Genomic DNA, 15,065 nt, shown 5'->3' on the forward strand with positions numbered 1-15,065 from the left:
GCTGTGCTCCCGCCCCGAGCTGTCCGTGCACAATTCAGCATGCATGGCTGTGTGACCCCGCCCCGCGGCCGCCCAGGCCGTTCTCGGCCGTTCTCTGCTGAATAGTGCACCGGCTCTCCGGGTCGGTGCACGGACGCGCGCGCAGGATTCAGCACGGACGGCTCGAAGTGAGCGCCAGGCACCGTTGCTACCCGTGCTCGCCGGATTCATGCTGAATCGTGCACCGGTCCGCCGTGCGCCACTTCTCGTCCACAGCGCCGGGTGCCTGGACAGTTGTCGTGTTCTCCGCCTTCCCGCCGCCGGGTACAGCTCAGGGTCCGCACACTGCTCTGATGGATTCGGACAACAGGAGTGCTGCTCAACGCGCGACGGAGATCTACGCGCAGACGGTCTTCACCCTGGCGGAGCTGATCTCGTCAGGCAGCACGCGGAGACAGGTGGCGGCGATGGTCCGTCACGGGACACTGGTACACGTGCGTCGCGACCGTTACGCGCTCGCGTCCACCCCTCGCGAGGTGGTCGAGGCTGTGCGCATCGGCGGAGGGCTGTCGTGTCTGTCGCTGCTCACGCTGCTCGGCGTGTTCGTCCACCGCTGCGCGGAGATCCACGTACTTGTGACTCCGGGTACCTCTCGGCTCCGTATGCCGACGGAGCGAGCGGTCCGGCTCCATTGGACGGTCGGACCGGGTCGTCAGCCGCGCCTGCACGTGGCCCGATTCACCGATGCCGTCGCTCATGCCGTGCGGTGCCAGCCTCCTCGCGCCGCCCTCGCGCCGCTCGACAGTGTCCTTCATCACGGCCTGATGAGTCTCGAACAGCTCGCCACGGTCTTCGCCCGCCTGCCCGCGCGATACGGACCGCTGCTGGCGCTCGTCGATCCGTCTGCGGCGTCCGGCCCGGAGACGTACATGCGTCTGATCCTGCGCGCGATGGGCGTGCAGTTCGAGACGCAGGTGCACCTCGAGGGCGTCGGATACGTGGACTTCGTCGTCGACGGCTGGTTGGTCATCGAGTGCGATAGTCGTGAATTCCACCAGGGGTGGGACAAGCAGGTGGCGGACCGCGCTCGCGACATCGCCGCCGCCGGTCTCGGATACGTCACCGTACGACCTCTGGCGAAGGACATCCTCGGCGATCAGCGGGCGGTGCGTCAGGCGCTGGAGCAGATCATCGTGGTGCTCGGGCCGCGGCTCGGGTCGTCCGCGCGTGCAGGATTCAGCAGAAAAGTCCGTTGATCCGCCCATCTGGCGCGGATGCGACTGATCCGTCGGCGCCGTGCTGAATCCTGCACACGCGGCGCGGCCGAGGCGCCCGCACCGCGGACGGCCGGCTCAGAGTCGGTCGGCGAAAGACTGGATCAGCCGTGCGGCGGGCTCGGAATCGCTGATGAGCGTGCCGTGGCCGTGGTCGGGGATGACCTGCAGGTCGGCCCCGGGGATCTCGTCGATGATCTCGCGGCACCAGCTCATGGGCGCCAGCGGGTCGTCCTCCCCGCGCAGCACCAGCACCGGCGCCTCGATCCGCGCGAAGGCCCGCTCGGGTCGGTGCGCGATGGTGGCGCGCATCTTGCGGAGCAGGTGCGGGCCGCCGCGCAGGTACTCCCTGGCCCCGCGCCAGATCACGAGCGGCCGTTCGCCGACGAGGTCGGTGAGCAGGTAGCGGGCCTGGGCGCCGATGTTCCTGGCCGCCTTGTTCACGGTCGGACCGGCGAGCACGACCCCCTCGACGAGCGACGGATGCCGTGCCGCGAGCTCCGCGCCGATCTGGCTTCCCATCGAGTGCCCGATGACGACGACGGGACCCGAGTCGACGTGACGGAGATAGGCGGCGACGAGATCGGCGTGACGCTCCATCGTGAGCGTGCGGGTCGGCTCGGGGGCTTCGCCGAAGCCGGGCAGATCGAGCGCGATCACCCGTCCCTTCAGCCGCTGCACGACGTCGAGGTAGACGCTGCGGCCCATGCCGATCCCGTGCAGGAGCAGGAAGGTGTGCGCGCCCTCACCGAACGTCTCGGCGATGAGGGTCGCACCGCCGTGCTCGAACTCCAGCAGGGTGACGGGGGTGCCCTTCGGCGCGAGATAACTGGAGACCACCCGCCAACGCTAATCGAGCGGCGGCCGCGCGGCGAATCGGCGTCGCGCACCCACATACGGGACGGCTGTGGAGGGTGCGCGGGGCGGAGGGGCCGGACGTGTGAGGATGGAGGGTGACTTCCGCCCGCCCCGACACCGACTCGAACGAGACGGCGACGCGACCGGGGCGGATCCGCGCACGACTCGCCTCCGCGCTGAGCGACCCGGTGCTGCGTGCGCTCTTCACCGCCACGGCGGTGTCGCGCATCGGCCGCGGCGTCTTCTTCGCGGTCACCGTGCTGTTCTTCACGCAGATCATCGGGCTCTCGGCGGCGCAGGCGGCCGTCGTCCTCGCGGTGTCGAGCGGATGCGGGGTCGTGGCGTCGTTCCTGGGCGGATGGCTGGCCGATCGGTGGAGCGCACGCCGCCTGTCCTTCGCGTTCGAGGCGACCGGCGGCCTCCTCCTCGCGGCCTATGCGTTCGTGGGCGACTTCGTGTCGGCGCTGGTGCTCGCGAGCCTCGCCGGGTTCTTCGACAGCATGGGCCACGCCTCGCGGTCGGCCATCATCGCCCGCGGCTTCGCCCCCGACCGCCGCGTCCACGCGCGGGCGGTGCTGCGCACGGTGACGAACGTCTCGATCGCCGCCGGGTCGGGTCTCGGCGCCATCGCCCTCGCGCTCGGCACGGCAGAGGCGTACCGCATCGTCATCGCCTGCGCCGGACTCATCTGCGCCCTCGGCTCGCTGCCGCTGCTGCGCCTCACCGCGTCGGTCGACGCCCCGGCGCGCACGGGCATCCGACCGGTGCGCACGGAGACCGGATCGATCGACACGGATGCCGCGGCGGCCGCCCTCGCCGAGCGCAGGGACTGGAACCGCCGCTCCCCGTGGCGAGACCCGCGTTACCTGGTGCTCAGCGGGCTGTCGGCGGTGTTCGGCATGCAGTTCGGCGTGGCCGAGTTCGGCGTGCCCCTGTGGATCACCGAGCGCACCGATGCGCCGGATGTGGTGGTGGCGGTGCTGCTGATCGTCAACACGACGCTGGTCGTGCTGCTCCAGGTCAGAGCGTCGCGCGGAACCCACGACGTCCGCGTCGCCGGGAGGGTGACGCTCACCGCGGGATGGCTCATGGTCGCCGCCTGCATGGTCTACGCGCTCGCCGCGGGACTGCCGGTCTGGGCGGCGGTCGCGGTGCTGGTCGTCGGGATGATCGCCCACACCTTCGCCGAGATCCTGTCTCAGGCGGGTGCCTGGGGCCTGAGCTTCGAGCTCGCCGACCCGGTGCGCGCCGGCGCGTATCAGGGCGTGTTCGGCATGGGCTTCTCGCTCGGCGCGCTGGCATCGCCGATCGTGGTGAACGCGACGGCGATCACCTTCGGCCTCGCGGGGTGGGCGATGCTCGCCGGCATCTTCTTCGCCGCCGCGCTCGGGATCTGGCTGATCGCGCGTCGCGCCGCGGCATCCGTCGCCGCCTCGGCCTGACGGCGAGCCGCCTTCCGGCGGGGGCGGGACTCACTCCGCCGGCGTCAGCACGAGCGTCTGCGTCGCCGCGGCATCCACCGCCTTCGCCGAGAACGCCCATGGTCTCTGCACCCCCGCGGCCCAGTCCTCGGTCTGGTCGATGTAGTGCTCGTGGAAGGCGTGGCCGGAGGCGCCGGTGAGATGGATCCACGTGGAGTCGTCGAAGTCGGCGAGGTCGACCACCATGCGCATCGACGGGACCGTGGTCGTCGCGTACGACGTGCCGAGCTCCCATCCGGTGGCGTTGACGATCGAGGCGCCGCCGCTCACCGGGAACGGTCCGCGGTTGAACAGCATCTCGATGGGAGCGATCCCCGACGTGCCCAGGGTGTCGCTGGTGAGGGTGATGGCGTGCAGATCCCCCCAGTTCCAGGCCGTGACGGCGCTGCCCTGCAGGGCGGAGAGCTCGTCGTACGCCTCCTCGGCCGAGAGCGCGAGCATCTCCTCCATTCCCGAGACGTCGATCGCGGAGTTCGACCACAGCGGATCGGACGGGTCGTCGAGCAGGGCGTCGACGGCCGTGAACAGGCGGCCCTGACCGTCGATCGGCAGCGGCTCCTCCCGTTCGGCGAACAGGTTCTGCACGAGGTTCGACCACAGGACGTTCGCGTAGGCGGCGCTCGCGGACGATGCGTCGTTCTGGGCGTCCCAGTCGCGCAGCAGGGCGACGGCATCCTGCGTGCCCGCCCCGTCGACGTCGATGTCCTCGAGCGCTGTCGCGAGACGCATGCCGATCCACATCTCGCCGTCCATCTGGATGTCGCGCATGTCCTGCGCCGTCAGGGATCCGGCCGCCGCCTTGCGCTCGATCAGGTCCACGATGCGTGCGGCGCGGTAGCCGTAGTCCCAGTCGCGCGAGAGGAAGTAGTCGTAGTCGTCGGTCACGATGGCGTTGTTCGCGGTGACGATGTACCCCGAACCCGGGTTGTACGAGACCGGCAGCTCGTCGAACGGGATGAACCCGGTCCAGTCGTAGGCGCTGTCCCACCCCGGCTGCGGCATCCAGCCGTCGCCGGCGCCGCGGATCGGCAGCCGTCCGGGCGTCTGGTACCCGATGTTGCCCTCGACGTCGGCATAGATCAGGTTCTGCGCGGGGACGTCGAACAGCGCGGAGGCCTGACGGAACTCCGCGAAGTCCTGCGCCGTCGACAGCGCGAACACGGCGGATGCCGCTGTGCCCGGGTCCAGGGCCGTCCAGCGCAGGCTCACCGCGTACTCCGAGTCCTCGCCGACGGGCGGCGCCGTCGTCGCGCCGCCGGCCGCGAGCCCGGGCTCGGGGGCCTCGGCGATCGTGGTGACGTCGTCGGTCAGGCCCGAGATGATCGGCCCGTGTACGGTCGAGCGGATGGTGAGCTCGACGTCGTCGCCGCCGGCCACTTCGATCGTCTCCGTCCTCTCCTCGAGCGGCACGAGCGCACCATCGCGCCAGTACTGGTCGCCGTCGATCCTCTCGACGTAGAGGTCGGTGACGTCGGTCGTGAGATTGGTGAAGCCCCAGGCGATGCTCTGGTTGTGGCCGATGACGATGCCCGGCAGGCCCGAGAACGAGAAGCCGCCCATGTCGAACGGGCATGCGTCCGTCACCTCGGCGCACTTCAGCTGAACCTGGTACCAGACCGAGGGGAGCGATGCTCCGAGGTGCGGGTCGTTGGCGAGCAGCGGCATCCCCGATGCGGTGAGATCGCCCGACACCACCCACGAGTTCGACCCGACACCCTCGCCGACGTCGCCCACCAGGAGGCTCGCGGCCTCGATGACGCCGTCGGCCTCCTGCCAGTCGATCGTCGTCACCGCCTGCTGCAGCTCGCCGCCCGCGCCGCCCGAGAACGCCGCGGGCTCGGCATCCGTCTCCAGACCCGACAGGGTGGAGATCTTCGGGACGATCACCGGGTTCTCGTCGAAGGGATAGGCCGGATACAGCTGCTCGAGAGTGGCGGGCGTCGTGGCCGCGTCGCCCGCCTCGGCGAACTGCGCGGAGAGCAGCGCTCGCTCGGTCTCGTCCTCGAGGTTCGTGCGGAGGTCCCAGGCCATCGCCTTCAGCCAGGCCACGGAATCGGCCGGCTCCCAGGGCTCGGGAGCGTAGTCGGGGTTCTGGATGCCGAGCACCCCGTACTCCAGCGAGAGCTCCGCACCCGACCGCGAGGCCAGGTAGGCGTTGACGCCGTCGGCGTAGGCCTCGTAGTAGCTCAGAGTCGTGTCGTCCATCGCGGCGACCTCGTCCTCGGCGACCGCACGCCAGCCGAGAGTGCGCAGGAACGCGTCGGTGCCCGCCTGCGATTCGCCGAACATCTCGGCCACGCGGCCCGCGGTCACATGACGGCGGAAGTCCATCTCGAAGAAGCGGTCCTGCGCATGGACGAAGCCCTCCGCGAAGAACAGGTCGTCGGTGGACTCCGCGGTGATGGTCGGGATGCCGCGGTCGTCGCGCTGCACGGTGACCTCCGACTCCAGGCCGTCGAGCGCGAGCGTGCCGTCGGTCTGCGGGAACGAGCGCTGGATCGTCCAGGTCACGACGAACGCGGCGGCGACCGCGACGACGACCGCCGCGGCGACGACGAGGAAGGCGATGCGTCCGACGCGCGCGGCGAGCGAGGGGCGCGCGGGGTCGACGATCGCGGGCGAATCGGTTGTCATCATCGAGAACACTTTCGGCGGACACGGTGGGACTCAGTCCCAGCGAGCCCCAGAGCGCGTCTCAGAGACGCACTTCCGGCATCCTACCCACAGCGGCGTGCGTGCGGGGAGCGATGTGCCCCCCGCACGCCTCACCCGATGAGGCTCGGCTGCAGATCGCGGAGCGTGCGCCGATGCGTCATGCGCGTGACGCCGATCGCCGCGAGGGTCAGCGCCCCGGCGAGCCAGATCCCGAGCACCGCGAGATCCCAGCCGGCGCGGGCCAGGTCGCCGCCGTACATCAGCTGCCTCATCGCGTCGACGACGTATCCGAGCGGCAGCACATGGTGCAGCGCCGCGAGCGGAGCCGGCAGCGTCTGCCAGGGGAACGTGCCGCCCGCCGTGACGAGCTGGAGCACCATGAGCACGAGTCCGATGAACTGTCCCACCGAGCCCAGCCACACGTTCAGGGCGAGGATGATCGCCGCGAACGTGGCGGACGCCACGATCATCACTCCGAGAGTCCCGATCGGGTTGTCGAAGGTGAAGCCGAGGGTGATCGCGAGGATGCCCATGAGGCCGAGCATCTGCACCGCGCCCAGCATCGCGGGCGTCAGCCAGCCCGCGAGCGTCACCCGGATCGGGGAGTGCAGGGCGGTGATGGCGCGGCGCGATATCGGCTTGACGATGAGGAACAGCGCGTAGATGCCGATCCACGCCGAGAGCGCGGCGAAGAAGGGCGCGAGCCCGGCACCGTAATCCTCGGCCGATGCCACCTTGTCGCTCGACACCTGCACGGGATCCGCGATGGTGTCGGCCTGCAGCGAGCGGAGATCGGGGGTGGATGCCGGGATCGCGTCGACCCCGCTCGACAGGCCGTCGCGGAGCTCCGCGGTCCCGCTCGCGAGGGTGCCGAGGCCGTCGCGCAGCTGCGCGGCGCCGTCGTTCGCCGCCGCAGCGCCTGTCGCGGCGGACTCAGCGCCCGACGCGAGCTGCGACGCCCCGGATGCGAGCGAGGCGGCGCCGTCCGCGAGCCTGTCGACCTTGCCGACGGCATCCTGCACCGTCGCGTTGCCCTCTTGCAGGCGGGTCGCGAGCGGATCGAGGCGCGCCAGCACCTGATCGATCTCGTCCTGCGCGAGGCCCTGATCGGTGAGGAGGGCGGTGATGTCGGCGCGCACCTGGGGGAGGGCGTTCGTGGCCTGCTGGACGACGGAGCCCGCGCGGTCGGCCACGTCGGCGAGCTGCCGGTTGCCGTCGCTCACCTGCTGCGCTCCGGCGGCCAGGGTGCTCGCGCCGTCGGCGAGCTGAGCCGTTCCGGTCGCCAGCTGCGCGGTGCCGTCGGCGAGGGACGCGCTGCCGGATGCCGCCGTGTTCGCGCCGTCCGAGAGCCTGGTGGCGCCGTCGACCGCCGACACCAGGCTGTCGCGCACATCGCTGAGTCCGGTCAGCAGCCGCTCGGCCGCCTCGCTCCCGACCATCTCGGCGACGGAGCTGCGGATCTTCTCCACCGCCTGGGTGCCCATCGACGACGCGAGGTAGTTGTTCGCGTCGTTGGTCTCGAGCTCGATGCGCGCCTGCCGGGGGTCGTCGCCCGCGGCCGAGGTGAGTGCGGCGGAGAAATCGGCGGGGATCGTCACGGTGAAGTCGACCGATCCGTCGCGCAGCGCGTCCGCCGCCTCGTCGGCCGTCATCCGCTGCCAGTCGAAGGCGTTGCCGTCGATCAGGTTGTCGGCGACGTCCTCGCCGTAGTTGACGGTCTCGCCGGTCGCGGCCTCGGTGCCGGTCGTGGGTTCGGGGGCTCCCTCGTCGTCGACCACGAGTGCCACCGGCACGTCGGGGAACTTGGCGTACGGGTCCTGATTCGCCCACAGGTACAGCCCCCCGTAGAGGATGGGCACGCAGACGAGCGCGATCAGGGCGATGACGCCCATCCGGCTCGCGGTGAGGCGTCGCAGCTCGGCGGCGATCATCGCGGGGACCTTCATCGATCGGCTCCGTTCTGCGTGCGGTCGGGGATGTCCTGCGGGGTGTCGTGGGCGGGCTCGGGCTCATGGTCCGGCTCCGGCTCGGGCTCCGACTCGAGTTCCGGCTCGAGCTCGGGCTCCGGCTCGAGGTCCGGCTCGAGTTCCGGCTCACGGTCCGGTTCCGGCTCGGGCTCCGGCTCGAGGACCAGCGGCTCGATAGGGCCGGAGGCGTTGACCGCGTCGAACTCGTGCATCCGCTCGAGAGCGACCGCGGCGGACCCGCCGACGATGACGAGCATCGCGTACCCCCGGTCGGCGAATTCGGCTGCGATGCGCCACCATCCGTCGGGGCTGCCGCCGTGCCTGTCGGGCGACACCAGGACGATGCCCTCGGTCCCCTCGCGGAGGATGGCCAGCTCGCACAGGATCCGCACGCGCGCGGCGGGGTCGACAGTGCCGATCGGCGCGCCGGCGAGCTCGCCGAACCCCAGCTGGTTCAGCCACCGGCGCGCGTGCAGGGGGGTGGCCCCCATCCCGGCGAACATGAGCTCCTCGCCGACGACGCCGGCGAGCGCGATGTCCGAGTGCGGGTCGCTGACGTCAGGGGCGTCGACGAGTGCGACGGTGCGGCGCAGCCGGCGGTTGTCAGTCGAGCCGTCGATCGTCACGCGTCCGGTCTCGGGCTTCATCCGGCCGCTCGCGATGAGTCCGAGCACCGTGGGACGCTGCTCGGTCTCGGCGATGGCGAAGCGCACCGCGCCGGAGTGGAACTCGAGGCTCGTCGACGGGAGCGCCTGGCCGCCGCGTCCCTTGCTGACGTCGTGCAGCGTCACCCTCATCCGCGGTCCTCCGCGATGTCGACGATGTCGGGGTGCGCGGCCAGGAGCTGGTCGGCCTCGCGCCAGGAGAGCCCGGCGATGCTGAGGAGCGTGCGGACGGCGAGGCTCGCGGCGCCGGCACTGCCTGCGTCCGTGCGTGCCACGACCGTGCGGGCGATCTCCTCGATGAGGCGTGCGAGCGTGGGGGCGGCGAGGTCGGTGCGGAAGCTGCCGTCGTCCTGTCCGCGGCGGACGAGGGCGGCGACCGATCGGCGCAGCGGCGCGAGCGCGTCTGCGGTGTGCTCGACGTGCGCCTCGTCGAGCGCGAGCGCGGCGGCGACCTGCACGTGCGCCGCCTCCTGCCACAGGCGCGCGGCGAGGCGGGCGAGCGCGAGGCGTGCGTCGTCGTCGGTCACCGATTCCGCGATCGCGTTGAAGCGCTGAGCGCCCGACGAGATGAGCTCGCGGATCAGCGCTTCCCGGTCGTCGAAGTGCCCGTAGAGCGTCCGGCGCGAGAGGCCGGCGCTGCGGGCGATGACGTCGATCGACGCGCGAGGGTCGTGCGCGAGGGTCGAGCGCGCCGCATCGAGGATGCCGGCACGGTTCTCGACGGAATCGCGGCGGGGTGCACGGGAGGTCATGCCTCCATCGTACTTATCATGCACATCTGTGTGCAAGATAACTCGGCGAACTCACAGAGATGGGGCGGTGCCCGGTCGGCGGCGGTCGCAACTCAGCACGGATGGCGGCGGAGCGGTGCGCTGTCGCCCGATCTGGCGTCGTGCCGGGCGTTCGTGCTGAGTTGTGCACGGGCTCTCGCGTTCATGTCTCCGGACGCGCTGCGACCGAGCTCGCACGACAGAGGGGGCGGAGGCCGCAGCATCCGCCCCCTCTGTCGTGCGACGAGGTCAGTCGGTGCCGGAATCGAAGGCGGCGCCCTCGGACGCGGTGTCGACGGCGTGCGTGAACGTCTCGTCGGACTCGGAGACCGACCCTTCGACGGCGCCCGTGATCTCGGCGGACTCGCCCGCGGTGACGCGTCCGACGAGCTCGCCGGTCGCACCGCCCACGAGGCCCAGGCCGGCGTACTGCTCGAGGCGTGCGCGGGAGTCCGCGATGTCGAGGTTGCGCATCGTCAGCTGGCCGATGCGGTCGACCGGGCCGAAGGCGGCGTCGCCGACGCGCTCCATCGAGAGCTTCTCGGGGCCGTACGACAGGTTCGGCGACACGGTGTCGAGGATCGTCCAGTCGTCGCCGCGGCGCAGGCGGATCGTGACCGTGCCCGAGATCGTCGAGCCGACCCAGCGCTGGATGGACTCGCGCAGCATGAGCGACTGCGGCTCGAGCCAGCGGCCCTCGTACATGAGGCGGCCGAGGCGACGCCCCTGCTCGTGGTAGGTCGCGAGGGTGTCCTCGTTGAGGATGCCGTTCACGAGCCGCTCGTACGCGATGAACAGCAGCGCCATGGCCGGGGCCTCGTAGATGCCGCGCGACTTCGCCTCGATGATGCGGTTCTCGATCTGGTCGCTCATGCCGAGGCCGTGGCGTCCGCCGATCGTGTTCGCCTCCTGCACCAGGGCGACCGGGTCGCTGAACTCGATGCCGTTGATGGCGACGGGCCGTCCGCCCTCGAACGTCACCGAGACGTCCTCGGTCTCGATCGCGACCGACGGGTCCCAGAACCTCACGCCCATGATGGGGTCGACGGTCTCGAGCGAGACGTCCAGGTGCTCGAGCGTCTTGGCCTCGTGCGTCGCGCCCCAGATGTTGGCGTCGGTCGAGTAGGCCTTCTCGACGGAGTCGCGGTACGGGAAGTCGTGGGCGACGAGCCACTCGCTCATCTCCTTGCGACCGCCGAGCTCGGTGACGAAGTCGGCGTCGAGCCACGGCTTGTACACGCGCAGGCGCGGGTTCGCGAGCAGACCGTAGCGGTAGAACCGCTCGATGTCGTTGCCCTTGTAGGTCGAGCCGTCGCCCCAGATGTCGACGCCGTCCTCCTTCATGGCGCGCACGAGCAGCGTGCCCGTGACCGCGCGACCGAGGGGCGTCGTGTTGAAGTACGTCTTGCCGCCGGAGCGGATGTGGAACGCGCCGCACGCGAGGGCGACGAAGCCCTCTTCGACCAGGGCCGTCTTGCAGTCGACGAGGCGCGAGGCCTCGGCGCCGTACTTCAGCGCGCGGCCGGGGATCGACTCGATGTCGTCCTCGTCGTACTGCCCCAGGTCGCCGGTGTACGTGAAGGGCACGGCGCCCTTGTCGCGCATCCACGCGACGGCGACGGAGGTGTCGAGTCCTCCGGAGAAGGCGATGCCGACGCGCTCGCCGACGGGCAGGGACTGGAGGACCTTGGACATGCCCTCCAGTCTATCGGCGGGCGGCGTGTCGCATTTCAGACGGAGGCGACCGCGGCGACGGCAGCCGTCGCGCCGCGCTGATGCGCCGCGTAGCCGCTGCCCCAGACCGTGAGCGCGTCGATGATCGGCAGCGCTCCGCGCCCGAGGTCGCTCAGGCGGTACTCCACCTTCGGCGGCACCTGTCGATAGACGGTGCGGAGGACGAGCCCGTCGTCCTCGAGCTCGCGGAGCTGCCGGGTGAGCACGCGCGCGGTCGGCTCGTCGAGGAGTCGACCGAGCTCACCGAATCTCAGGACCTCGTGCTCGGCGAGAAGACTCAGGATGCTGGGCTTCCACGCGCCGCCGATCACCGCGATCGAGATCTCCGCGTTGCACGTGTCGCCCCACTCGGCGATGATGCGGGCCGTCTTCTCCCTCATGGGATCCGCCTTCCGTCGCCCCCATGGTATCTGATCCGTCAGTATGTACCAGGAATGACCGTACTTGTCGGGAGCGTACCTCCCGGGAAGACTGGCGTGGTGACCGTCCCCGCACTCTCGACTCCGCGCACGCGCCGCCCACTGCATCCCTGGCTCGCCATGGTGCCGCTGCTCCTCGGCATCCTGATCGGAGCGCTCGCCATCAGCAGCGTCTCCACCGCGCTGCCGGCGATACGCGGCGATCTCACGCTGTCCGACAGCGGTGCGCTGTGGCTCGTCGATGTCTACGCGCTGTCGCTCGCGGCGACCCTCATCCTCGCGGCGCGAATCGGCGACGTGTTCGGCCGCAAGCGGATCGTGCTGATCGGTCTGGCCGGCTTCGCGGGCCTCAACCTGGTCGGCGGACTCGCAGACGACGGTCTGCTGCTCATCGTCGTCCGTGCCCTGCTGGGCGTCGCGGAGGCGTTCGTGGTCGCCGGGGTCGTCGCGACGATCGGCGCGCACTACCAGGCGCGCCAGCGAGTGCTCGCCTACGGCCTGTGGACGGCGACGTTCGGCACCGGGAGCGCGCTCGGTCCGGTGCTGGGCGGTCTCGTGACCGAGGGGCCGGGGTGGCGCTGGCTGCTGCTCGGCAGTGTCCCTCTCGCGATGCTCGCCGGAGCGCTCGCGATCTGGCTCGTGCCCGATTCCCGCAGCTCCCGCCCCTCCTCGTGGGACGTGCTCAGCATCGTGTCGTCGATCGTCGCCCTCGGTGCGCTGGTGTTCGCCCTGCACGAGGTGCTCGCCGCGCCGATCCCGGCCGCGATCGCCGGGGTGGCGGCCGTCGCCACCCTCGTCTTCTTCGTGCGCCGCCAGCGCCGGCTGCGCGATCCGCTCATCGACATGGCGCTGTTCCGCGTACCCGGCTTCAGCCCCGCGATCGTCCGCATCCTGGCGAGCAGCGGCGTCTCATCGGCATCCGTCCTGCTCGTGAGCCTGCAGCTGCAGGATGTGCGGGGGCACAGCGCGGCCGAGGCCGGGATCGCGATCCTGCCGCAGGCGGTCGCGATCGCTCTCGGCGGGGTGCTGGCACCGGTCCTCCTGCGCTGGATGAGCTCGCCGGCCCTGACCGCGGTCGCGCTCGTCGTGCAGGGCGTCGGGCTCGCCTGGCTGGCCGTGGGGACGGACCTCGTCGCGATCCCCCTCGTGCTCGTCGGAGCAGGATTCGGCGTCGCCGCCACTCTCGCCGCGACGACCCTCTTCGACGTCACGACCGAAGACGACGCCGGCCAGGTCGGAGCCGTGCAGGAGGTCGGCTTCGCGCTCGGCGGCGGTCTCGGCATCGCCGTGCTGGGAACCGTCTCGTCGATCGTCGGCGCCGGAGGCTTCGTCGCGGCGATGGTCGTCGCGGCAGTGGCCGTGGTCGCCGCCGCGCTCGTGCCGCTGTGGAGCCGATCCGCCGGGCGCTCCGCGATCCAGACCCCCGTCGTCCGATGAGAGAGAGCACATCCGTGTCAGACCCCCGCCCGACCGCGCACTGGATCGTCGCGCACCCGCAGCCGTCGTCGTTCAACACTCGTCTGTTCCATGACGGCGTCGAGGCGCTGAGCCGCACGCACGACGTCGAGATCACCGATCTGCACGCCCAGGGCTTCGACCCGGTGCTGGCGGCTCGGGATCTCGGGCTCCCGCTCGGCCGCGCGGGGAACGTGGTCGACCTCATGGCCGAGACCCGTGCGGAGCAGCAGGTCCCGGACGACGTGCTCGAGGAGCAGCGCAAGCTCGCGAGCGCCGATCTCGTCGTGCTGCAGTTCCCGCTCTGGTGGTACGGTCCGCCGGCGATCCTCAAGGGGTGGTTCGACCGGGTGCTCACCAACGGCTTCGCGTACGGCACCGTCGACCCCGACACCGGCATCCCGCTCCGCTACGGCGACGGTCCGCTGGCAGGTCGCCGCGCACTCGTGATCGTCACCGCAGGGGAGGACGACCGGTCGGTCGGCAGCCGCGGGGTGAGCGGCGACCTCGACTCGCTGCTGTTCCCGGTGACGCACGGAACGCTCTGGTACACGGGCATCGAGCCGCTCGACCTGCACGTCGTGCACGATGCCGACGGCCTCGCCGCGGCGGACATCGACCGCGAGAGCGATCGCCTGGTGCAGCGCCTCGCGGCGATCGGGAGCGAGTCCCCGAGTCGTCCGTTCCGCCGCCTCCGCGACGGGGACTACCGGGGCACCCGCGCGCTGCGCACGGACCTCCTCCCCGGCCGCACCGACCTCGACATCCACCGCGTGAGCTGAGGCCCGCCGGTTCGACCCCATCCCGCCGGCGGCGGACGACGGAGAGCGGATGCCGTCGCCACGGCGTGTCCCACGGCGGCGCTCCGACAGCATCCGCATGGCTCTGGGCTGTCCCGCGCCGAGAGTGGCAGAGTGGCCACGACGGAGGTGCGACATGGGCGATGCGGTGCTGTGGGGTGTGGTGGCGGCGACCCCGCTGTTCGTGGGCGCCGTGCTCGCGCTGCTCCGCACGTGGCCGCCGCGATGGCTGGGGATCGTCCTCGGCTTCGGCGCCGGAGCGCTCATGGCGTCGATCGCCTTCGAGCTCTGGGAGGAGGGGCTCGATCTCGCGGGCCCGATCCCGCTCGTGGTGGGCGTCGCCCTCGGGGCGCTGAGCTACTACATCGCCGACCGGATCCTCGACGCGCGCGCCAGGAAGGCGAAGAGTGCGGCCGGCGGCGGTCAGTTGGCGGTCGGGGCGCTGCTCGACGGCATCCCGGAGCAGCTCGTGCTGGGCATCGGGCTGGCATCCGGCGAGCCCGTCAGCGTCGCCCTCGTGGTGGCGATCCTGGTCTCCAACCTTCCCGAGTCGATCGGCTCGGCCGCCGACCTCCTGCAGGGCGGCATGGCGAAGTCGCGCGTCCTCCTGCTGTGGGCGGGTGTCGCGGTCGTGTGCGCGCTCGCGACCGTCGCCGGCTTCGCGCTCGCGAGCGTCACCGGCGACGGATTCCGCTCGGCAGCCAGCGGATTCGCCGCCGGAGCTCTGCTCGTCATGCTCGTCGACTCGATGGTGCCCGAGGCGCAGTCCAAGGCCAAGGAGTCGACCGGGCTGGCGACGGTGCTCGGCTTCGCGCTCGCCGCGGGACTCGCCCTCGCCTCCTGACCGCACCGGTCTGCCGCTGTGCGTCTGCAGGTCGAGATCGCTCGCGCATGCCGGATTCTGCATTTCGAGCATGCACCAGCTTTCTGAGCATGCACACGGCGATGAATGACGGATGCTGACGGCGGCCGGAATCCGTCCGAGCGAAGTGGATCCGCCCGAGGGAG

Annotated in this window: 12 protein-coding genes; 5 read left to right on the forward strand and 7 right to left on the reverse strand. The window is 71.0% G+C overall.

Going from position 1 to position 15,065, the window contains the following annotated elements:
• Positions 1-332 precede the first annotated feature (332 nt).
• Entirely contained in the window at positions 333-1,235 is a 903-nt protein-coding gene (locus A4X16_RS03080; protein WP_067116195.1) for a type IV toxin-antitoxin system AbiEi family antitoxin domain-containing protein, read from the forward strand.
• Between the two features lie 96 nt (positions 1,236-1,331).
• Here A4X16_RS03080 and A4X16_RS03085 read toward each other — a convergent pair whose 3' ends face one another.
• The gene (locus A4X16_RS03085) at positions 1,332-2,093 is read right to left on the reverse strand and encodes an alpha/beta fold hydrolase (protein WP_067116199.1); all 762 of its coding nucleotides are present in this window, start codon (positions 2,091-2,093) and stop codon (positions 1,332-1,334) included.
• A 113-nt stretch (positions 2,094-2,206) separates the two neighbouring features.
• Here A4X16_RS03085 and A4X16_RS03090 point away from each other — a divergent pair, with 113 nt between their 5' ends.
• On the forward strand, positions 2,207-3,553 hold the full coding sequence (locus A4X16_RS03090) for an MFS transporter (RefSeq protein ID WP_082914241.1): 1,347 nt from the start codon (positions 2,207-2,209) through the stop codon (positions 3,551-3,553).
• A gap of 30 nt (positions 3,554-3,583) precedes the next feature.
• On the opposite strand, the gene A4X16_RS03095 is transcribed toward A4X16_RS03090, so the two are convergent.
• The 6 genes from A4X16_RS03095 to A4X16_RS03120 all read right to left on the reverse strand — a co-directional run bounded on the left by A4X16_RS03095 (position 3,584) and on the right by A4X16_RS03120 (position 11,763).
• Positions 3,584-6,229: a penicillin acylase family protein gene (locus tag A4X16_RS03095; RefSeq protein ID WP_331709740.1), complete on the reverse strand. Its 2,646-nt coding sequence runs from the start codon at positions 6,227-6,229 to the stop codon at positions 3,584-3,586.
• Between the two features lie 128 nt (positions 6,230-6,357).
• Entirely contained in the window at positions 6,358-8,193 is a 1,836-nt protein-coding gene (locus tag A4X16_RS03100) for a YhgE/Pip family protein (protein WP_067116202.1), read from the reverse strand.
• Positions 8,190-9,011: a hypothetical protein gene (locus A4X16_RS03105; RefSeq protein WP_197491756.1), complete on the reverse strand. Its 822-nt coding sequence runs from the start codon at positions 9,009-9,011 to the stop codon at positions 8,190-8,192. Before A4X16_RS03105 ends, A4X16_RS03100 begins: the two co-directional genes overlap by 4 nt.
• Entirely contained in the window at positions 9,008-9,631 is a 624-nt protein-coding gene (locus tag A4X16_RS03110; RefSeq protein WP_067116207.1) for a TetR/AcrR family transcriptional regulator, read from the reverse strand. The genes A4X16_RS03105 and A4X16_RS03110 overlap by 4 nt, the downstream gene beginning before the upstream one ends.
• 267 nt (positions 9,632-9,898) lie before the next feature.
• Positions 9,899-11,344: an argininosuccinate synthase gene (gene argG, locus A4X16_RS03115; protein ID WP_067116210.1), complete on the reverse strand. Its 1,446-nt coding sequence runs from the start codon at positions 11,342-11,344 to the stop codon at positions 9,899-9,901.
• A gap of 35 nt (positions 11,345-11,379) precedes the next feature.
• Positions 11,380-11,763 (reverse strand): winged helix-turn-helix transcriptional regulator, encoded by a 384-nt coding sequence (locus A4X16_RS03120; RefSeq protein ID WP_067116213.1) that lies wholly within the window; start codon positions 11,761-11,763, stop codon positions 11,380-11,382.
• 99 nt (positions 11,764-11,862) lie between these two features.
• On the opposite strand from A4X16_RS03120, the gene A4X16_RS03125 reads away from it, so the two are divergent.
• The 3 genes from A4X16_RS03125 to A4X16_RS03135 all read left to right on the forward strand — a co-directional run bounded on the left by A4X16_RS03125 (position 11,863) and on the right by A4X16_RS03135 (position 14,901).
• The gene (locus tag A4X16_RS03125) at positions 11,863-13,239 is read left to right on the forward strand and encodes an MFS transporter (RefSeq protein WP_197491757.1); all 1,377 of its coding nucleotides are present in this window, start codon (positions 11,863-11,865) and stop codon (positions 13,237-13,239) included.
• 14 nt (positions 13,240-13,253) lie between these two features.
• Entirely contained in the window at positions 13,254-14,039 is a 786-nt protein-coding gene (locus A4X16_RS03130; protein ID WP_231880249.1) for an NAD(P)H-dependent oxidoreductase, read from the forward strand.
• A gap of 154 nt (positions 14,040-14,193) precedes the next feature.
• Entirely contained in the window at positions 14,194-14,901 is a 708-nt protein-coding gene (locus A4X16_RS03135; RefSeq protein ID WP_067116219.1) for a ZIP family metal transporter, read from the forward strand.
• The last annotated feature ends 164 nt before the right edge of the window (positions 14,902-15,065 follow it).

It is taken from the genome of Microbacterium sp. H83, from assembly GCF_001650405.1.
Classification (GTDB): Bacteria; Actinomycetota; Actinomycetes; order Actinomycetales; family Microbacteriaceae; genus Microbacterium.